Annotated in this window: 20 protein-coding genes and 1 pseudogene; 6 read left to right on the top strand and 15 right to left on the bottom strand. The window is 62.8% G+C overall.

Going from position 1 to position 19,569, the window contains the following annotated elements; all coding sequences use genetic code 11:
- Positions 1-39: 39 nt before the first annotated feature.
- Complete coding sequence (locus AC1DNF_RS25210) at positions 40-1,431, bottom strand: Fic family protein (protein WP_478151383.1); 1,392 nt, start codon at positions 1,429-1,431, stop codon at positions 40-42.
- Between the two features lie 276 nt (positions 1,432-1,707).
- Between AC1DNF_RS25210 and AC1DNF_RS25215 the strand changes: the two genes are divergently transcribed.
- Positions 1,708-2,301, top strand: coding sequence for an HAD domain-containing protein (locus AC1DNF_RS25215; protein ID WP_478151384.1), 594 nt, complete (start codon positions 1,708-1,710; stop codon positions 2,299-2,301).
- Between the two features lie 14 nt (positions 2,302-2,315).
- Complete coding sequence (locus AC1DNF_RS25220) at positions 2,316-3,881, top strand: helicase HerA domain-containing protein (protein ID WP_478151385.1); 1,566 nt, start codon at positions 2,316-2,318, stop codon at positions 3,879-3,881.
- A gap of 107 nt (positions 3,882-3,988) precedes the next feature.
- Here the strand turns inward: AC1DNF_RS25220 and AC1DNF_RS25225 are convergent, their stop codons facing one another.
- The 7 genes from AC1DNF_RS25225 to AC1DNF_RS25255 form a co-directional block, all read right to left on the bottom strand.
- The gene (locus AC1DNF_RS25225) at positions 3,989-5,641 is read right to left on the bottom strand and encodes a hypothetical protein (protein WP_478151386.1); all 1,653 of its coding nucleotides are present in this window, start codon (positions 5,639-5,641) and stop codon (positions 3,989-3,991) included.
- 12 nt (positions 5,642-5,653) lie between these two features.
- A complete protein-coding gene (locus AC1DNF_RS25230; RefSeq protein WP_478151387.1) occupies positions 5,654-5,950 on the bottom strand; it encodes a hypothetical protein in 297 nt (98 codons plus the stop codon).
- Positions 5,951-6,953: 1,003 nt separating this feature from the next.
- The gene (locus AC1DNF_RS25235) at positions 6,954-7,538 is read right to left on the bottom strand and encodes a hypothetical protein (protein WP_478151388.1); all 585 of its coding nucleotides are present in this window, start codon (positions 7,536-7,538) and stop codon (positions 6,954-6,956) included.
- Between the two features lie 694 nt (positions 7,539-8,232).
- On the bottom strand, positions 8,233-8,994 hold the full coding sequence (locus AC1DNF_RS25240; RefSeq protein ID WP_478151389.1) for a hypothetical protein: 762 nt from the start codon (positions 8,992-8,994) through the stop codon (positions 8,233-8,235).
- 32 nt (positions 8,995-9,026) lie between these two features.
- Positions 9,027-9,587, bottom strand: coding sequence for a hypothetical protein (locus tag AC1DNF_RS25245; RefSeq protein ID WP_478151390.1), 561 nt, complete (start codon positions 9,585-9,587; stop codon positions 9,027-9,029).
- 180 nt (positions 9,588-9,767) lie between these two features.
- Positions 9,768-10,853 carry an IS630 family transposase gene (locus tag AC1DNF_RS25250; RefSeq protein WP_478151391.1) on the bottom strand — a complete coding sequence of 362 codons (1,086 nt, stop codon included), beginning with the start codon at positions 10,851-10,853 and terminating at the stop codon, positions 9,768-9,770.
- A 435-nt stretch (positions 10,854-11,288) separates the two neighbouring features.
- A complete protein-coding gene (locus AC1DNF_RS25255) occupies positions 11,289-11,933 on the bottom strand; it encodes a hypothetical protein (RefSeq protein ID WP_478151392.1) in 645 nt (214 codons plus the stop codon).
- Between the two features lie 141 nt (positions 11,934-12,074).
- Between AC1DNF_RS25255 and AC1DNF_RS25260 the strand changes: the two genes are divergently transcribed.
- Positions 12,075-12,395, top strand: coding sequence for a hypothetical protein (locus AC1DNF_RS25260; RefSeq protein ID WP_478151393.1), 321 nt, complete (start codon positions 12,075-12,077; stop codon positions 12,393-12,395).
- Between the two features lie 41 nt (positions 12,396-12,436).
- Here AC1DNF_RS25260 and AC1DNF_RS25265 read toward each other — a convergent pair whose 3' ends face one another.
- From AC1DNF_RS25265 to AC1DNF_RS25275, 3 genes are all read right to left on the bottom strand, one after another.
- Entirely contained in the window at positions 12,437-13,378 is a 942-nt protein-coding gene (locus AC1DNF_RS25265; protein WP_478151394.1) for a hypothetical protein, read from the bottom strand.
- Positions 13,379-13,819: 441 nt separating this feature from the next.
- On the bottom strand, positions 13,820-14,554 hold the full coding sequence (locus AC1DNF_RS25270) for a YcbK family protein (RefSeq protein WP_478151395.1): 735 nt from the start codon (positions 14,552-14,554) through the stop codon (positions 13,820-13,822).
- Positions 14,541-14,915, bottom strand: coding sequence for a hypothetical protein (locus AC1DNF_RS25275; RefSeq protein WP_478151396.1), 375 nt, complete (start codon positions 14,913-14,915; stop codon positions 14,541-14,543). The genes AC1DNF_RS25270 and AC1DNF_RS25275 overlap by 14 nt, the downstream gene beginning before the upstream one ends.
- Positions 14,916-15,142: 227 nt before the next feature.
- Between AC1DNF_RS25275 and AC1DNF_RS25280 the strand changes: the two genes are divergently transcribed.
- From AC1DNF_RS25280 to AC1DNF_RS25290, 3 genes are read left to right on the top strand one after another with little or no spacing between them, the layout of a single operon-like run.
- A complete protein-coding gene (locus tag AC1DNF_RS25280; protein ID WP_478151397.1) occupies positions 15,143-15,637 on the top strand; it encodes a hypothetical protein in 495 nt (164 codons plus the stop codon).
- Entirely contained in the window at positions 15,634-16,086 is a 453-nt protein-coding gene (locus AC1DNF_RS25285) for a bactofilin family protein (RefSeq protein WP_478151398.1), read from the top strand. Before AC1DNF_RS25280 ends, AC1DNF_RS25285 begins: the two co-directional genes overlap by 4 nt.
- Positions 16,087-17,019 carry a hypothetical protein gene (locus tag AC1DNF_RS25290; RefSeq protein WP_478151399.1) on the top strand — a complete coding sequence of 311 codons (933 nt, stop codon included), beginning with the start codon at positions 16,087-16,089 and terminating at the stop codon, positions 17,017-17,019.
- A gap of 177 nt (positions 17,020-17,196) precedes the next feature.
- Here the strand turns inward: AC1DNF_RS25290 and AC1DNF_RS25295 are convergent, their stop codons facing one another.
- From AC1DNF_RS25295 to AC1DNF_RS25310, 4 genes and pseudogenes are all read right to left on the bottom strand, one after another.
- The gene (locus AC1DNF_RS25295) at positions 17,197-17,820 is read right to left on the bottom strand and encodes a hypothetical protein (RefSeq protein WP_478151400.1); all 624 of its coding nucleotides are present in this window, start codon (positions 17,818-17,820) and stop codon (positions 17,197-17,199) included.
- 130 nt (positions 17,821-17,950) lie between these two features.
- Positions 17,951-18,925, bottom strand: coding sequence for a hypothetical protein (locus AC1DNF_RS25300; RefSeq protein WP_478151401.1), 975 nt, complete (start codon positions 18,923-18,925; stop codon positions 17,951-17,953).
- A gap of 129 nt (positions 18,926-19,054) precedes the next feature.
- Positions 19,055-19,372 carry a toxin-antitoxin system YwqK family antitoxin gene (locus AC1DNF_RS25305; RefSeq protein WP_478151402.1) on the bottom strand — a complete coding sequence of 106 codons (318 nt, stop codon included), beginning with the start codon at positions 19,370-19,372 and terminating at the stop codon, positions 19,055-19,057.
- A gap of 79 nt (positions 19,373-19,451) precedes the next feature.
- Positions 19,452-19,569: pseudogene (locus AC1DNF_RS25310) on the bottom strand (YnfA family protein); the annotation flags it as partial.

The following is a 19,569-nucleotide window of genomic DNA, read 5'->3' on the forward strand; positions in this document are numbered from 1 at the left end:
GAGTGAACGCCCCCTCGGCGCAAGGTCGGGGCGGCTCCCCTATGCCACCGGGCGAGTCCCTTCGCCGGCTTGCTCGACCTCCGATTCAGGACGCTGAACGAAGCGCTCAATGTCTGCATCCCGAAGGCCATATGCAGCCCCAACAAAGGGGTTCTGGATGCAAGCGTTCACGATCTGGGTGACCCGGTCGATGAACTCGGCCGAATCGGCCAGGTCGATGCTTGCAGGCGCGTTGACGTCGCCACCTTCAAGAACCCGGTGACGCACGGCCAGGCGCAGCTCGTTGTCGTAGCGCAGGTCGATGCCATCCGGGTCGCGCTCGGACTGGGTGATCGAAAAGCTCTCGAATGAGCGGTGGCAGGCCTGGACGTACACCTCCGCGAGGATCCGCGGGTCTTGCTGCTCGTAGACTGCTGCGAGCCCGAGCTCCATCTCGTCTTTGTTAACGTCCAGCCAGCTGATTGGCAGGATGCCATTTCGCAGGAGCGGAATGTTCGTGCTGAGCCGTGCGACCCGCTTGTTGCAGTCATCGAAGGGCTGGAGATAGGGCAGGTGCACTAGCAGGAACAGGGATTGCTCGTACGGATCGGCCACCTGTGCGGCCTTCTGCACGACCACGCTGAAGAGGCGCTTCACCTCGGCCGGAATGGTGGGCGGGATGTAGCTGCTATCGCCGATCCGTACCGCGGTGGCACGCATGGCGCCCTGGCGCATCGGGTTTGTAAGCAGGCCGCTGGACAAGATGGCATGTACGCTTCGGATGTCGTGTTCGGTGATCCCGACATCGCCCTCGCGACTCGGATGGTGGATGCCTTCGACGATGAACTTGGCCGCCTGGAGATGGTTCATCAGTACCTTCCGGTCTCGCGGCGCGAGGTTGGTGATGGGCGAGTCCTCTTCGAAGAAGTTCTTCGTGGCCAGGTGTCCGTAGTCGACGCCCTCCAGGCGGCTGGAAGCGTAGGAGAGGTCGCTCATGAAGCGCCGCATCTCACGGTCCTGTCGCGGGCCGCGCTCCCAGCTTCCCGGCGCGCACGCGGCGTGCAGAGCGGCCAGTTCACTTCCTCGCAGGTAATGGCTCGTATTCGGGATGTAGCTGTCCAGGAGGTCGTGGTCGTACGCTACGCGCTGCCGATTCGACGACTGAGACTCGAAGTGCATGTGGAGCGCAGCGCGTCGCAGACCGTCCGTGGGGATGTAGAAGGCACTGCGGCGGCTGCCGGCGTCGATCAGTTGCACCAGTCCTTCCTGAGCGAGCTGCTTCAGGCGGCGCCAGACGGCGGTGCGCTCGATACCCGAAGCGACATCCTGAACCGTCGAGCACTTCTCCATCAGCGCGCCGATCGTGATGCCTTCCTGCGTCCCTGCCATGCCGATGTGGAAGGCCAGTTCGCGTTTATGCGGGTCGGTGATCAGATTCAGGTCCATGTGCATTCCGCCGGGATCGAGGCGCCTCTTTCATTTGGGAAAGAGTCATGCTACGGAAGTAGAACGGGTTTGCGTGCGATTGTTTCGCGTATTGTTTCGTTGGGGAACAATCGGCGCAACAATACCGGCTGAACGAAGCATTTTGGCTGACCCTCGTGCTCCCGAATCGGGTGACGGCCCGTCGAAAATCGGGGCTGGGGAGAAATCTTCCGCTCGAAGTAGGGCAGATGTGACGACAATACGTCCGTCTCGGTGCAATCCAGCGAACGAATAAAGATGCTCATGCCGCCGCTCCAGTTATCCTGCCAAACGATCCTCTGCCTGGACTTCGACGGCGTTCTTCATCGCGCGTCGGACGCGATCCACATTGCCGACGGCCCTGTGAGCGGACCGCTCCTGGCGGTGCAGATGAAGGCTCAACGGCGGCTGGTGTGGCTTGACCACCTGGCCGACGTGCTGGCGGATCGGCCCGACGTGGCAATCCTCGTGCATTCGACCTGGCGCAGGAAGTTCGGCCAGGCGACCCTGGCCAGTCTGCTTGGCGATCTCCATGATCGGGTGCTCCAGCCTTCGTCCTACTTCGTGGATATGAACGCCCCCGCCCCCGAGTTCATCCGGCAATCGCTCGATTGGATCAATGAGGCGCGTCGGGAGGCGCACGTTCCCGAGGTCACGCTCGCCGAGATCGTGGTGATCGACGACCGGCAGGAGTTCTTCGCGAGCGACCCCGAGATGGCCCAGCGCCTCTTGCTCACCGATCCCAACCAGGGCCTGTCGGTGCCGCAGACGCGCGGACACCTCGCACTCATGCTTGACGAGGCTCGGAGCGATCGCGTCGCACCCGAAATCGGCGCCGGGCCGACCTCGAAATACTAGGTCGCGCATTCTCCGTGGCGATTTCCGATGTCGAACTGACTTCGAGGCCGCTGACGCCCGTTGCGGCGGCTGCCGGGTCTCCAAGCGCGATGCGGATCATCTTCGGGTTCGATGACCCGCTGCTCCAGCGCGGGCAGCAGGTCCCGGTGGCCTGGTCGGAGGCCGACGCGGTCAACGGCCACATGTTGCTCGCCGGCAAGTCGGGCAGCGGGAAGACGTTTACGCTGCGCAGAATCGTCCGCCAGATCATTCGAGCGCAGCGCAACGTGCGCGTTCACCTGATGGACGTGCACGGCGACCTGGAGTTGGACGATGCGTCGACCGTCATCTTTTCGGAGTCGACGCCCTACGGCATCAACCCGCTCAAGCTCTCATCGAATCCGCACTACGGCGGCGTGCGCAAGAGGATCCAGGCGTTCATCGAGATGGTGAACGACGCCAGCCGCACACCGATGGGCGATCGGCAGGTGGCATCGCTGCGCAACTTGCTCCAGGATCTCTTCGCGCAGCATGGATTCCGGGCCGACGATGCCTCGACCTGGCATGAAGAGCCGGGCGAGACGCCGCCGGGCGAAGGGCGCATCTACCTGGAGATCCCATTCGAATCGAAGGACGGCGCGAAGGATGCGGCACGCGCGGCCGGACTCGCGCTGCAGTTCGATCGTGACGCGCGTTGTTGGTGGACCGATCGCCACGAAGGTCCGCTCGAGCGTTACCCCAGGAAGCGCTTTGGCAAACACTATCCATCCCTCGCTGACGCAGCCGCGTTCGCCAAGACTCGCCTCCGCTCGTTGACCACCGGCGGCGGGACGAAGGCGACGCGGCTGCTCGAGGAGCACAACAAGCGCGTGGTCTCTTGGCAGGCGAAGGCCCGCAAGTTCGGCGCAGGACTGGGCAATGGCGAGGATGTTGAAGAAGCCCGCAAGGAAGTTGAGCAGGGGGCGGACGGCGTGATGGAGTCGTTCAGCGAGTACGTCGCGGGCATCGCGACCGGCAAGGAACTCGATGCCCTCATCCGCTACGACACCCTCGACACGATGCGGTCGATCGTCAACCGCCTGGAGACCATCGTCGCCAGCGGGATCTATCGCAGCGCCGAGCCGCCCTTCGATGACACGGCGCCGGTGTGGCGATACAACCTTACCGCGCTCTCTGGCACCGAGCAGAAGATGTTCGTCTGGACTCGGCTGACCGAGATCTTCGAGCACGCGCGCGAACGAGGGATCGTCAAGGGCGCCGCGGAGCTGCGCGACGTGATCGTGGTCGACGAGGCGCACCAGTTCTTCGCCGACAAGGACACCAACATACTCGACAGACTGGCCAAGGAGGCTCGCAAGTTCGGCATCGCGCTGATCGCGGCGAGCCAAAGTCCGACGCACTTCTCGGAGGACTTTCTGGCCAACTGCGGAACCAAGATTCTGCTGGGCCTGGATTCGCTCTATTTCGACGGCACCGTGCGGAAGATGCGCATCGACAAGGAAGTGCTCGGGTCGGTGGTCCCGGGCAAGGTGGCGGCCATCCAGACCTCGGTGCGCGGTGAGCAATCCCCGCAATTCAAGCTGGTCCGGGTTTCTGGGTAGCCCTCCGATCACGGGTCATTGTTTCGCTCATTGTTTCGCCGCGAAACAATCTTCGCAACAATCGCGCCTGACGACCTACCGCCGCCGAGAGGCGAATCGCTTCCGGCCTAAGGGGCTTCGCGCTGTTGCGCCATTTCGCGCGTGCGCTGTTCATGGAAGGCGGCGACTCTGCCGAGCAGGGATGCCGCGCCGTTCTTCCACTCGCTGACCGAGGCGTCCAGTGCCGCCCTTGTGCGCGCTGCTGATGGCCCCTGGGGCGAGACGACGATTGCGCGTTCAGGGGTTGGGGTGCGTGCGTCCGACCTTGAGGCGGTCCCGAGGATGAATTGATCGACGGGCTGCACGGCGCCATATTCGCGCGGTGAAGGCGCCGCGCCCGCACCGTGGTTAGCCGGAGCGGCCTTCTGATGAATTTGCCCGGGGGGCGCCGCCGCCTTGACGGCCTCTCGCAGCGACGGTTTGGCCGGTGTAGCGCTGTTGGGTCCTGTGTCGGGTGCGGCGACAGCCGAAGCGGCAACCCGCTCTGGCGACATCGTCGACGGGCTTACCGCGGCGACGACGAGTGCGGTCGGTACGGTGGGGGCCACGGTCGCCGGCGGCGTGGCCGTTGCCACCGGGTTCTCCAGCTTGCGCCCCGTCAAAGCGAAGATCGCGTCGACGCGTTCTTCCTTCAGAGGATCGGCGCGCTTCGCGGTGTTTGCCGCGACGGCAACCGGGACGCCCATCTTGTGCGCCTGCGCCAGGTGCTGCTGGTATGTCCGATGCGCGATGTCGTAGAGCGCGGCACCGTAGGCCATGCTTGCGGCGTGATCGCGCACGCCTTCGAAGGACTCGAGCTCGCGCGGATTCAGCTCGGCGCCGGCGAAGATTTTCGCGCGCAGGCTGCTGCTGGCGTTGTAGGTGGCGGAGACCGCGATCATCCCTAGCTGCGGGTAGCGCTTCAGATTCTCCTGGCCTTCGGCCAAGAACTCGGCGGCCTTCTTGGCGCCGCGTACCGGATCCAGGTCCGTGGCGCCGGGGTGCTGTTGATCGATCTGAAAGAGGCCAAAGCTGGCCTTGGCACCGCTCTCGACGACGGCCGCAGTGCTCATGCCCTGGTTGAGCAGCTCCACGCCCTTGCGATCGAAGCCGACTTGCACGACGCCGCTGCTCTCGGTGTAGTAGGCACCAGCGATGAGTCGAGGTTCCACGCGGATGCGGCGTTCCTGATACAGCTCGGCCGACGCCTGGTCAGCCAGCCGCGCGACGTCCCAAGGGTGCAAGGTCCAATGGGTCTCCTTCTGCTTGGTGGCGTTGTTGTAGACGCGGGCGGCGATAGGGGCGAACTGCCCGTACTCGAGCACCTTCGTTTGCTCGGCCGATGGCAGTTCGACCTTCGTATCCTTCGGGATTGAGATGGAGCGGCTCATCTCGGCCGCGGCCTTTGTGTCCGATGGCACGGGCCTGCTGAGGATCAACACGCGGGCGCGATCCGTCTCAGTCACCGTGAACGCGGGAGCCGGCGCTACTGCCGCATCGGTTGCAGCCGTCGGCGATGAGCCTGGAGCGGTCGCCGCCGGCGCAGCCTGCTTGGCCTGTTCGCTGCGGGACGCCATCTCAGCGATGACCTCCCCGATCCTGTGGGCTCCAGGCCCCATCATCGCCGCGGTAGCAGCCAGGCCTGTGGCGAAGAGTGCTGCCGCCCGCATTAGCTTGGGGCTCTTGCCGCGGACCTCGACTTCGACTGCTGGCGGTGTGCCGCCAAAAATGCTTGTTTCCATCACTGCCGGCCCTCAACCCTTCATGCGTTCGATGGCCAGGGGCACGCCAGTGTCTTGGTCGAGCTCAGCGAAGACCAGGCCCTCGGGGGACAACAGTTGTTCGATCACTTCCGGGGCGAGCGGCTCGGCGTCCGAACCCAGTTCTTCGGTGGCGCCGTCGCGGCCGGTCACGGTCAGATGCGTCGCGTGTACCTCCACCTTGGTGAACGGCAGGCGCCCGGCGCGGGGGAGGGCGCCAATGGCGAACTGGGCCGTGTCGCCTTCACCCAGGCGGACGACGGCGATCTCGGTGGCGGATGGTGGGGTCATGGGAGGCTCGCTTGTCGATGCAGCCCGCGCGGGATGCGGGCGCGATGACGCAATGTTATGGGCGAACCAACGGATCGTGACGGATGTTTTCAGGCAGGGCGAGCCGCCGGCGCCGCGACGCAGCCTACTCCCAGCCGCTGGCAACCATTCGCAATTTGGCCTTGATTGACCCGTTCTGGTTCGTGGTTCCGGTCTTTGGTTGATGGAGATCGATCTCCACTGGCAGCGCCGTCTTTATGTCCGAGGGGTCTATCTCCTGTGCCCACCCCGCCCGAAGGCAACTGGATGGTGACCTACACCTGGCTGGACGACAACGTGCCATTGGAGCAACGTTCGTTGGCCCGATGGCCACTACGAGGGTGTACAGCTGTTCAATGATTCGCTGGTTCGTTGTGCCCTACGAACCCGCTGACTACAAACAGCTGAAGATCGAGAGCGGTAAAGCAAAGTCCTCGGTCGCCATGTTTGCTCCTGCGGAACTTAAGCCCAGAGCGGACTATGGCGGGCCCAGGGGCGTTCTTCCAGTAGCTGAAAGCTCTTGTCGATGGGCGACCAGGGCTGAACCTGGGTGGCCCATGCACATCAAGGCCTTGCGTACAAATCTACCAACCTACGTTGAACTGGTTCTTCAGCATAGTTTGCATTTCCCGGTGGGTTTTCACCCTACATTGAATCTTCCCGTCCGCGCGAGGGGTCACGCGCCACCGGCGGCCGGGTCGCGAACAGCCGTGTTGGGCCCAAAGCGGTCATCGTACTCAGCGGAAAGCGGTCATTCGCTGCGTGCCCTCGTGGTCATTGCTTCTGGCCGAACTGTGTCACACGACCCGTGACGCCGGCGCGGCATACTTGGCCATTCGGTGGAAGCATTCGAGACCTATGGCACATGGCACTAAGCGACTGCCCTGGCGGCGTGCCCGCCCACGGAACTCAGTTCCATGTCCGCCGCGTAGCATCGGTCCCCGAGCAGATATGCCAGGCCCTCTCAAAAGGGCCCTTCGGCCCTCTAGACCAAGCGGCCCCACTTGAAACGACCTTGTGCGAGCAACTCAAGGCACGGGTCTTGAACACGCTCGCCACGCCAATAGCGCTCAGCAATGTATCGAGCTTGCGTGTAGTCGTGCTGAAAGACCTCGAACTCGTCCAGCAGCGCCATGTCCCCCAGGAACATCGCGTCGCAGTGCACCACTTCCACGGTCACCAATACCCAGTTCTTTGGTGAGGCAAGTTCACAGAACCTTTCTACGTCCGACTTCTCCATGCCAAAAAAGACAGCATCTCTTCGGCGCGGCGCCGTAGGGCTGACTTCTGCTCGCACCCGTTCTAGAAAATGCTCTCGAAACGCAGCTCCGTACCTTCGGCCTTCCAGGCCCGTTCCAACCCGTGATAGCGCTGGCGTCAGGAAATTGCCCAGCTTTTGTCTCGTGGCTCTGGAGGTACTCATGAACTGGTCAAACTCTGCGCGCTCTCGGCCGGAACGGCGCGTGACGGCTAGGCCGTAGTTGTAGGTCGATGTGTCGAACTCTTCGCCCGGTCGATAGTACTTCGGGTCAACTGACTTGTAGATAAGCGAACCTGCTTCAAGAATCATGGCCTCGATGAACCGTTGGTCAAAAAACTCATTGTGTCATTCCAAGCCTCACAAGGTGGGTTGTGTGCCACCAGCAGACGAGAAGGTGTGCGTGTGCACGCGAACGCTGCTAGCTGGCGATTTCTGAGATGGGTCGACCGACCGCTCCGCCAGAGCGACGGAGGGAGTGCAAAGCTCAATGGCCGCTCAATAGCGCATCCTGCACCCGCGGACACGAGGCGCATTCGTGCAGCATGGTTGAGTTAACGAGCAGGTGTTGTGAGTGCGCTGCCTGCTTGTAGTCTTGGAGCGGGGATTTCCTCGAGCTGATTTTCAACAGCCGCGAGTCCCTGTGCGATGCATTGGGCAGTCTGCCTGTGCTCAGAATAAGGTGCGCGCCGCGAACGACCGCTTTAACGCGCAACTGTGCCACACGACCTCGCAGTCAGCCGTGCGTAGAGCAGAAGAGCGGCGCCTGGCAGTTAATTGTTGCCGAACGCACGTCGCCGTAGGTGTCAGCACGCGGCCTTTTGCTCTGGGGATTCCTTGGAAATGACATGCCCCCCAGCATCGCGCAGCGACATCAAGCGCAGCGCAACGCCGGCATCCGCTTGAGTACCCTCAAGGCCACCTTTGCCTCCTAGCCCCGCTAGAGGACCAGACTACTTCTCCAAAGCCGGGCACCTCTCATGGTGTCCGGCTTTTTCTCTAAGGCTTAACGGGCAAGGGGTTCCGGGGTACTGTCGGTGAAGTCAAACGGATTGGCGGGCGCAGCGTCTGGCTTCACGCCTGGTGGGTACAGGCGGTAGATGATGCCCCCGATATCGCGGTAGAAGCGCGTACCATTCGGCGACGCCTTGAGCCACGGGCCAATCTCCGCGGAACCCGTGCTCTCCTCCGTCCAGCCCTTGGGGTCGCGGAGAACCTGCTCACCGCTGGTCGGGCTCGGAACCGTCGATGAGCCCGGAACGACCCCCATCAGGAACGCACCGCCCAAGGACACCCGCAGGCACCAAAGCACCATCAGGCTCATGACAACGCCGAACGCAAAGCCAATGTTGCGGCGACGACCCGAGCGACGAAACAGGTAGGCGCTCATGTAGCCGACAACGACCACGATGCCCAGCCCTACCGACCCACTGCCTCGCGTCGGATAGCCGCCGAATGCAGGCCACAACCAGGACCAGAAGGAAAGGGCCAGAACCACGCAACCGACCCAGAACCAAGGTGACATGGGTCCAGTCGTCGGCACAGAGACGGGAAGCAATGCTGCCGCGAACTTCTCACTGAAGGTCAGTGGCGGCGCAGTCGAAAGAACCGGTTCTTCCGTCACGCGCGGAAAGCCGGTTTCGACGGCGGGGTTGTCAGGCTGCTGGGGCGGCTCCTGCGAGGGGGCGCGAAGCTCCTTGCCGCACTCCTGGCAGAACCGACTGCCCTGCGAGTCCAATTTCATGCCGCAGTGCGGGCAGAACTTCATGGGCGCTCCCTCGGGGACTGTGTTGCCAAGTTCTACTCCGCTTTCCAGAGCACAAGGTCCAGCTTCTTCTCGGCGGTCACCTTGGACTTCTCCTTGGGATACGTCTGGTCGAACTTGCGGACAAGATACGCGCCGTCTGCTGTCTTGAGAAACGCGTCGAATAGCTGACCGAGGTGGGTGTGCAAATCACAGACAGCCGTATGCCTGTCCGAGTGCCCCGCGTGCGGCAGGCGCAGGCGCAGCTTTCCCAGCACCTTGGAGTCGATGACTGGGGCGGACGGCTCGAGTGTCGCGTAGAGCTTGCTCGCAAAGGAGCCCTCCAGCCGCCCGGTTGACCGCTGAAGCTCGTCGAGAATGTCGCTGAACGTCAGCTCCTCCCCCCTGGCCCGGTCCATGAGGTCGTAAAACGCTTCGCGCCACGGGTCGCCTCGACGGACACGATAGAAGTGGTTGAACCGCCTCTGAAAATCAGGGTCCGCGGGGAAGGCTCCCCCATTGGCGACTTCGCCCTGCAGCCAAGCGTACTGCTGGAGGCCCTCTTTAATCTTGGGCATCGTCGAGTCGATTTCTCGTCGAGTGAGCGTGATTGCCATTGCCTTATCTGCTTGTTGTGGAGCTGCGCTTATTCGGGAGGCGCTCGCGCATTGTGCTGTCGACGCCGCACGAGCATACGTGACGGACTTCACGCTAGCACGCTCGGGCTGCGCTTTACGTTGGCTCCGCCGCACACCGCCTGGTGACGAGCTAGTGTAGTGCGCCACTCATATATGTACTTATCTTGTACTCCTTGCCAGCGCGGCCTTGGCTCGCGTGACCTTGGCCAGGATGTCGGAGGCGCTCTTGGTCCAGATGAAGGGTTTGGGATTGGCGTTGTGGTGGGCCACGTACAAATCGATGGCCAATTCCAGTTCAGGCACGCTGGTGAAGCTGTCGCGCCGGATGCGGTTCTCCGAGATGTCGCGGAAGAAGCGTTCGACCATGTTGAGCCACGACGCGCTCGTCGGYGTGAAATGCATGACGAAGCGCGGGTGCTTGACCAGCCAGGCTTGAACCTCCGGGTGGGTGTGCGTGCCGTAGTTGTCCACGATCAGGTGCAACTGCAGGTGCCTGGGCGTCTTGCGCTGGATCAGGCGCAGGAACTGCAGCCACTCCACGTGCCGGTGCTGCTGCTGACACATCGAGATCACTGTGCCGTCCAGGGTGTTCAAGGCGGCGAACAGCGTGGTCGTGCCATGGCGCTTGTAGTCGTGCGTGACAGTGCCGGCGCGGCCTTTCTTCATCGGCAAGCCCGGCTGGGTGCGGTTGAGCGCCTGAATCTGGCTCTTCTCGTCGCAGCTGAGCACCAGGGCGCGCTCGGGCGGGTTCAGATACAGCCCCACGACATCCAGCAGCTTGTCCTCGAAGCGCGGGTCGCGCGAGAGCTTGAAGCTGCTCTGCCGATGCGGCTTCAGGCCATTGCGCTGCCAGACGCGGCGAATCGTCGTCGGCCCCACCCCGAGCTGCGCGGCCAGCGTGCGCGTGCTCCAGTGCGTGGCCGCGATGGGCTTGTCGTGAAGCGTCTTGTCCACGATGCTCGATTCAAACTCGGCGGTGGTCACGCTGGGGGTACGCCCGGGGCGCGGCGCGTCGTGCATCAGGGCCTCCACCCCGCCTTCCAGGAAGCGCTGGCGCCACAAGGCCACCTGGCGTCGATCCAAATCGACCTCGGCGGCGATGTCCTTGTTCTGCCAGCCCTGAGCGGCCAGCAATACGATCTTGGCCCTTTGCTGCACCCGAGCCTCGACACGGCCTCGCCGCGCCAAGGCAGTCAACTCTCGTTGAACAGCAGCATCCAGTTCGATCCTTGGGGCAATGCGCATCTCGACCTCCGTCCAGGTCGGAGTGTGCCGCATAAATTAAGTTCAACTATTTCGAGCGCACTACACTAGTCTTGCGCAGCTTGAGTAATTCTTGACGTCTTCAAGCACCGAAGGTCGCCCAAAGCCGTGCAAGGCATCCCAGACCAAGGACGCACGGCCCCGGCGCCTATGCATCAGGAAGCCAGCCCAAGAGAGCGGACGGCTCTGAGTGCTGCCATCAACTCGTCCGACGAACGGACCACCGCGACAAGCCGGCGTTCCATGTCAAGAAGAGAACTGCGCTTCATGTCTGACAGCGTAGGCGGAAGGAAGCCTCCTCAAGAAGAATGAGGCCGCTGTGTCGGTGCGTTGTTCTCGGTGAACTGGAGGATGGCGGCGAGTGACCGCTGCTGGCCGCCTGCCGCTGTTGACAACCGAACGCCGAACGGAGCAAGGCTACACGCTCATCAGGTCCTGCGCGCTGGGATGCGGCTTAGCCGCGAACCCTGCTGCCAGCACCTTGACCATACTTGGTGGAGTCACGACTTCGACGTCTTGGTCGGTCGACACCTCGGGGCCAGCCGTGTAGCCCTCGAAGGACCACCGAAGCAGCCGGTTCTCAGGGGTGACAAGGAAGAACGCATTTTCTCCTGGCAAGCGAACCATCGCGCCAGCGGGGAGGTTCGCAAGCTTCTCCGGCCTGCACCTCAGGGCCGCCCCTCGCTCTTTGTTGAGCTCAGCATCAATGACAACAATCGGGTTGTCCCTTCCTTCGCTCAAGCCCGCGGCGAGCCAGAAGCTCTTGAAAGCAAGATGCTCTTCTCGCTTGCATTGCGCACACGGTCGGTGACCCGCGGCCAGAGCAGTGGGGGTGTCGAGAAAGAAGAGCTCGGTGTAGGAGTTGAGCGTCGGGTCCATGGGAACGCGCTTCCCGAACACGACGTCGGTCGTGCAGTAAATCCAGCGGTGCTCCGAGCCCCATTCGGTCCTGAGGGTCTGGTCCTTGTTGTGCAGTCGACCCCTGTTGCCCATGAGGGTGCCTGCTCGGGACGGATTCGCATACAGGCGACCTATCGGATTCACGCGATTCTGCAGTGGCACGATGCGATGCTCCTTGTTAGTCCGACGCGAGCGGTGCTGCGGTTTGGACGAATTCTGCCGTACGTGCGAAGGGCTGCTTCTGGCGGACTGCCGCCGGCGGCATGCTAACTTCTGAGTCGACACGGCTCGTTGGAATCATAGATGGACCATTGGCTCGAAAGACAAGCTCCGCTCGACATGGCGGTAGCGAATGCCCTTATTGCTGCGACCCCGGAATGGTGGAAGTTGGCCAGCCTTGTCGCCGACCGGGAACAGAAAGGCCCGCAGGAGCGGATGACCATCATCATCACGTCTCCAGACGGGCAGCCGGAGCCTGTTAGCCCAACCGAGGAAATCTATGCGAGCCTCTACGCGCTCGCCGACCTCTTCCGTGAGCGCGAGACCATTTGGCGCTCCGCGTCGTACTCCGTCAGGCTGGAGGAAGACGGCGACTGGAAGTACTCGGTCCAGCTCACCTACTAGCAAACTGGACGGCGACGCCGAAGGTCGGCTTCTTCTGGCCGTCATGCGCCGCTCGGTTCGTCGCTCAACTGAATTCCCTTGGCAACCCTTCGCGCCAGGACGCCGTAGAAGTGCGCGAGAGCTTGCCATGTGACGTCCCACTGCCCCTCGCCGTCCTTCGCCTCGTAGATGAGCTCGCCTTCGTAGTACAGGCGTAGGGTGTCCTGGGTGTATACAGCGGCTCCCAATGGGGCAGCGATTGTCCAAGGGCCGGCCCCCGACTGCGGCCAATACCTCCAAGTATCCTCGCTCGAGGTCTTGCCGCCATATCCAAGATTCTTCCACAGGCGCTGGTCTGGCTGTGCGTCACGGGAATGAAAGCCCTCGCGAAGTTTCATCGTCACCTCTTGCCTCCTTGCAACTGCGGGCCTGGGCCTGTCGGCACTGGGCCTCCCCTCGGCATTGGGTTGTACTTCGGGAGGCCGCCGATTGGGGCGATGCGCGGGAGTCCCCTGGATTCGCGCCTTCTTGAGTAGGGAGTTCCAACTGGCGTAGAGCGTCGCGCTCTTGACCCCGTAGCTTGTCGGATGGGCCGTCACCTCGAATGGGATGCCGGCCCGTTCCACGATAGGAGCAGAGTATTCGGCCTGACCAATGCCCAATATCCATACGCCGCGAGGCTGATGCTGGTCTAGAAGCTCTGCGAGCCGAGCGCCAGCTGCATCGTACTGTTGGCGCGTCGGCCGAAAATCACGTGTCGCTCCCACGCGTTGGACAAAGTTCGTGAACATGACCCCATCCCAGAAATCCTGCCTCGAAAGCTGGCACGCGTTGGCGATTCGTGTGTACAACGCATCGACGACGCCACCGGCAAGGTAGGCCCGGATGTATCCGTCATCGGTGACCAGTTCGTCCGAATAGTCACCGTACCATGACTCGCCGAGAACAAAGATTCGGTGCTGGACAAACGCGCTTCCCTGCCAAATCTTCTCTAGATACGTCACCTCGAACCCCTCGCGCTGGACAGCCGATGCTCGAATTCTGGTCCATGTTCGAGCGTCCGCTTGTGGCCGATTCCGGCGGTTGCCGCATTCTGCCTCTCCCACTGGCCGCGCGCGTGGCGGCCGCCGCGCCATCGCCGGCCCCGCCTCCTTCCCCTCTTGCCTCCCCTGCCTGGCGTGCCAGATCGGGCTGCAGCAGCTACGGGCGGGCCGGCGGCCGCCGCAGGCAGGCCGCGCGGAGGGCGCGAGTTCAAACTAAGTGCAACAAATTCAGGGTGTAGTGAAAACCGACAGCTCTATGGCATCGCGCGGCTCCTCAATCGGGTGGACGATGCGCTGCGGGAAACGGCCAGCCGATCCTCCCTGATCCGCTCTGACATGCGGCCCGTGCTGGAAGTCGGGGGGGCAAACAGCAATTTGTTTTTCGGTGGCCCCCGCCACGCGTCAGGACCGCCAGCTCCGTACGCGGCCCGAATCGGTGTGGGTGAAGGCCTTGGTCACGTAGACCCCGACGCCGCCGGCGCCGAGCCATTGCGCGAAGCGGCCGAATTGTTCAATCGGAACGCCGGGGATACGGGCATCGACCGCTCCGCCGCGCACATGCCAGCTGTCGCGCGCGGAGCCTTCGGTGATCTTGTTTGTGATCGGGTGTCTGAAGGCACTCGTCCACTCGATGGGCCGGGCCATGTTGAACCACCCGAGCCAGCTCGAGATCGCGTAGTGCACGTCGAGGATGATCGGGTTCATCATGGTCCACTGGGAGATCTGCTCCCTGGTGAACTGGCCCGTGTCGAGCGCTCGACGGATGTGTGGGCTGTCTTCTCGCATCAGGCGTTCAAGGGTCGTATCTCGTGCGAACCAACACAAACGTTCGTATTCACTTTGGACCAGCTGGCCTTGGCGCCAGTACGTGCTCTTGATGACTTCTCCAGTGGATGTGCGTCGGACCCACACCGTGCGATCACGCGTCCAAAACTCGTCGCGCTGCGCAGCGGGAGGCAGTGCGCCTGCGGCCGCGGCACTGGCCTGTGCGAACACGACGCCGGGCTCTTGCAGAAGGAGGACCGATCCGAGCCCAAGGCCTCCAATGCCACGAAGCACCGCGCGCCGGTTGAAATAGTCTGGGACCGTCGGGTCGGCGGAACCCTCGGGATGCAGGTACGGGTCAGGCGATCGCATCGTTCACCGACTCAATGGGCGCGTGCGGCGCACGTTGGGTAGCGCGAAGCGCGGCGCCGACGATCTGAGCCAGTTCGGAGGTATTGGGACAGGCGACCGTCTGTTCGTGCGACCGCGCCATGACCGTGAGGACCTCGATTGCTAGGCAGGCGTTCGGGCCGAACCCCCCGCTCACCTTGGCGCCGCTCCTGTCTGCAGGATCGTCGCCCCAGTAGCGCACGGCCACCGACACATCGTCGAGGGTGAAGGTCGCGCGCGCGGCCTCGGCCGATTCGACGCTAGGCCTTTGGAGGAGGGCGGTGAGCTCGGCCTGGTCGGCTGAAGGTCTGCCCGCTCGGGTACGTCTCTTCCGTGTACTCATGGGTCAACTAAACAACGCCTGGCGTTGCCGAAGTGTCTGAACGGGTGATATTATGGACCGCAGGAGCACTACGCTACAAACGATAACCGCAAAACAGTGCTTGTCTTGCGGATTGCGCGCCAATAATTTGGGGAATAGCATTGAACTCGGGATCTCCTGGCGGGCGGGCCTCCGCATCTGCCGTTGCGCGCAGCGGCGGAACGCGCCCGCCATCGCGCGGTCAAGCCGTGACCGCCTCCGACTGGACGCGCGCACTCCTCCGATCGGACGTGATCGAGTTGCCCGGATTCGCGGGGCCGGTGGTCACAGCGAAGGGAGTCCCGTGGATCACCTTCGGGCCGGATTCCGCGGATACAGCCGCGCTCAATGCGAACTCCGTGGCATCGCGGATTCGGATGCGAACAGTGGTCATGCTCGCGGTCGCCTGTACGGTGTTCGCCTTCACACTCGGTTGGCTGCTTCAGCTCCACCTCACATCCTCAGCCGCAGAGCAACGCAGGACAGCCACCCTGCCGGGGTGGAAGGTTGTGGGCGTCGACGCCGAAGGGGTGACCATCGCGCTGGGGGGCGCCGCCTCTCGCCAGCTGCACGTCGAGCTTGGCAGGCCGTTGCCCAGCGGAGAAGTGCTTCTACAGACGGACCCCGTCCGCCGGATCTACCGAACGCCGACGACAAGCGTGCTCGTGCGCGAAGACGTCAACCTACCCTCGCCAGCCAAATGAACACTTCCTCGCTCAGCGCGCACGCCTCGGCCCATCCCGATGCGGAGGCCGCGGTCTCCACCCTCCGCGTCTCTATCGAGGAGCATGGGATCGGGATGGTGATTCCTCCAAAAGCCGTGTTTCAGGGGACTCTCGAGCTCAACTGCGGCGTGGTCATTTATGGAAGCTTCCGTGGCACCCTCGAGTGCAAGAAGGGAACCGTCATCATCGCCCCTGGCGCTGAGTTCTCCGGGCGACTGACCGCCGAGCGAATCAAGGTGGCTGGCAAGGTGGGCGATCCGGCGAAGGCCGCCAAGGACAGTGCGCTGCTGATCGCAAGCGAGGACCTCCAGATCGGAGACGGCGCCGACATTCATGCGGTGATCCGTGCGCCGTTGTTCAACATTCCGCTGGGCGCCAAGCTGAATTCGAGCGTTATCAAGTCGATGCTGGGCGCGGGGGCGGGCTGAATGGCCATCAGCGTAATCAACCGAGTGCGGTTCACGGCCTGGGCCTGGCTTGCCTCCGCATTTCTGCTCGGCACGGGAACCGGCGTCCTTGCCGCCGGCGTTCCCCTCTGGAAACAGCTGCAAGCCGCCAAGGACGATGCCGCGCGACTGGACCAGATCGAGCGGCTGACGCGGCACGTAGAGCCCGGAGCCGACGCCGATGCCCTTGCATCCCTCGAAGAGACTCCGCGGGTGAGCGCTTCGCGGCCATCCTCTTTGGCGCAGCAAGGCGCGCCGGTGGAGGCGACGGTGCCGGGACCAGCCGTTGCGCAACAGGTGGCGTCGCCACCCGTAGCGCAGGTACGTGCCCCGACAGCGGAGGTAGCCCTCGCTGCTCCGCAGCCCGTCCCCGCCCCGGCAGTGTCAGCGGCACCCGCCAAAGTGGCATCTCCCGCGGGGGCAGCTTCGCGTGGCTCCACTGAGGCGGAGCGGAAGGCCGTGGAGGCCCGGGAAGCTGCACAGGCCGCCGAAGCTGCTGAGCGCAAGGCCAAGGCCGAACGCCTGGCCAAGCTCGAACGGGAGCAGAAGCTTGCCAGAGAGGCGCAGCAGAAGAAGGTCGTCGAGCGTCAGCCTGCTGAGCCCCGAACAGCGGCGGCTCCGCCCAAGCCCCCGATCGACATTCCCGTGCGCAAGGACCCATTGGTGCAGCTGGCGGCACCGGTCCCAACGCCCGGGGCGAACGCGCCGACCGAGCGCGTCACCAAGGACGAAGCCGGATTGTCCGAAGTCCAGGCAGGTGTCGTGACCTTCAAGAGCGGACGCCGCGTCGCGGTAGGCGAGAGCTTCCCGAGCGGCGAGAAGCTCATCAGCGTGGATCCGGCCATTGGCGAGATCATCACGAGCAGGCGTCGCATCGTCATCAAGCCCGCCGGCGCTGCGCCAGGCGTGTCGTGACGGCGTCCGCGTGAACCGCCGCATGCGTAGCGCCAGCGGCGGGCACGAGCGTGAACAGCTGCTCTGGGCCCGTTGCGGAAGTTCAGGGTCCGCAAATGCGGACATTCGATGCGACAGTCAATTTCGAGCCCCGAGTTGAGCCGACGTGCGAAGTTGGTTTGCAGGCACCGAGACCAGCTATAGGAACTTGTCAATCAATTCAACCGCCCCTCGCGCCCGCCTAGCGTAGGTAGCGATGTACTCCTTCACGCTCTGTACCGCGATTTGATGGTTTACCGAAGGTAGGTCCTTGAAGGTCAATTCGTTAAAGTATCTCGATTGGGCCACCGCATCGTCAAGGAAGCCCATCTCTGTCTTGAGTTCCAGCAGGACACGCTGCGCTTCAGTGCTAAAGCTCCACAGGGCTGAGACCCGCGCATCGAGAAGTGGCGTGCCGTAGTTCTGCAACCTGATTGACTGATTGCCCTGGCCTGCAAGATGGGCGGCTACAGCTTTGAACTCCGCGTCCGGCAGATTGACGCGCATCTCCAGCGCGGGGCGAATGTTGTCCTCTTCGCGAGCGTGAAGGCGCTTCAACGTCCACCGAATCTTCTCCTTGGTCTGCGTTCCAAGATAATCCTCTGCGCCATGGGCTGCAACGATGAGCCGCTCACGAAGTTGGAGCAACTCGACGCGAATTGCCGCGCGGCCCAACCTGTTCTCGCGCCGTCGCTTGATGCCGTCAACGATGACCGGAGCGAGTAAGCCGAGCAACCAGCCCAAGAGCAACAGCGAAAGCTTTTCTATTGTGTCGTCCGACATTTAGTCCTTGTCATAGCAACGCGGTCCAATCTGGGCGAATGTACATTGGCCGCTCATTGGCCGCTCATTGCCGCTCATGGCCGGCAAGCGCCGGTCGGTGAGTGCTCTCGGCCGCGGGAAACGGCTGGTACTACAAGGGAGCCGGAACATTGCCGCCTAGAGCAGCTCGCAGCCTCCGGAGCAACTCATCCTTGGAGAGGTCGGGAAGGGCCTCCGGATTCGCCCCGAACGGGAGGTACATGCTGGTTACCCCTGGCGAGTGTGCCCATGGGCGAGAGAAGTCCTCTTCGTTGTCCGGCAGCAGAAACTCGCAACTGCTCGGGGCTACACCATTGGCAATCTTGAGCCGAGTCACAGCGTTGCTGATGGCGTGTTGCGTCAGTTGGAGGAGATGAATGTCTCGCTGAACCGCCCAGTTCGTCGCCACCACCCTCGACCGGATTTGCCGACCACCCCTGACGTCCAACTTCTCCACTTTGTAGAACATCGCACCGAATTTCGACTCGCCTATGAGCGTCATCTCGGCCTCCTCGGGAGGCAAGTCGGGCGTGGTCACCGGTCCAATTTCAATCTTGAAGCCACCTGCCCGTGTCCGGAACCCGTGCTTCGTGGCGTTGTACTCGTCGATGACCGCGTCGCTTACAACCTCGCGGGCCAGTCCGCTCCAGAGCTTGGAAGACCCGCGAATGGCCGAGAGTTGCCTCTCCGTGCCCGGCTCGAACGTCTCGAAGACCAGCGAGGCGATTGGCTCCCAACCCATTCCCGTGAGCTTAAATTTCGACAGAAGAGTATGGTCCCCTTCGCTGATTCTCTTGACGACATCGCGCAGTTCCGTGTTTGAACAACGCGAAATCCAAGCATACGGACAGTCCGGTGCCTGCACCAGCGCACACAGGAGAGAGAACATCGTCTCCGTTGCGTGATGAAGGGCAAGGCGGATTGAGACGGACGCTCTCTTCTCGTCGTCCGTCTTCAAGTGCGCTTTGAGGACATATGAGAAGAACTCGGGGTCCAAACCGTCCAAAAAGTCCCGTGTTCTCTCTGCAACGTCCTGCTCCCATAGCAGATACGGCTCGTTGCCGACGGCAAAGATTGCTGATTGCATCGTCCTCCCAATGTTGGAGACCTATCGTAACGGCTCGTCAGACACAACTAGCCATTTGCCTGGAACGTCTTCTTCTGGCCGATTGTTGCCCGCCGTGCGGTCAGTGCGCACGCGCTTCGGAAGTGACCGTCAGTGGTTATGCTGCGTCGAAGGCTGCTCGCTGCCGTCAGGGCCCCAGAAGCGCCAAGTCCCGACCTCCTGGCCATCGTGGTAGCTGCCTTCCGACGCCAACTGACCGTTCGCATGGAAGTCGCGCCACATTCCTTGTTCCATCCCCTCGATGTACCTTCCCTCAGAACTCACTACGCCGTTCTCGTGGTACGCCACGAATAGGCCGTGTCGAATCCAGCGGGCGCCGTCCGGCGCCAAGTAGCGCGTGTAGCGGAACCTGATGGCTCCCGAATCGTAGGGAATCTCCGCGATGTTGAGGTCAGCGTCGATGGTCATGCTTGGGCGTTGACGGGCGAATTGGCAGGCGGTTGGGAACGTCTGGTGTTGGCCGACTGTAGCCGGTCACAACGTCGGTTCAGCGGACCGCTTCTCGTGGCCCGAACATGATGATGGCCATGCCAATGAAGCACACGGCGACGCCAATCCAATCGCTGGTCGACGGGGTGACCTTGTCCACTGCCCAAAGCCAAAGG

Source organism: Variovorax sp. 01T432 (assembly GCF_056398605.1).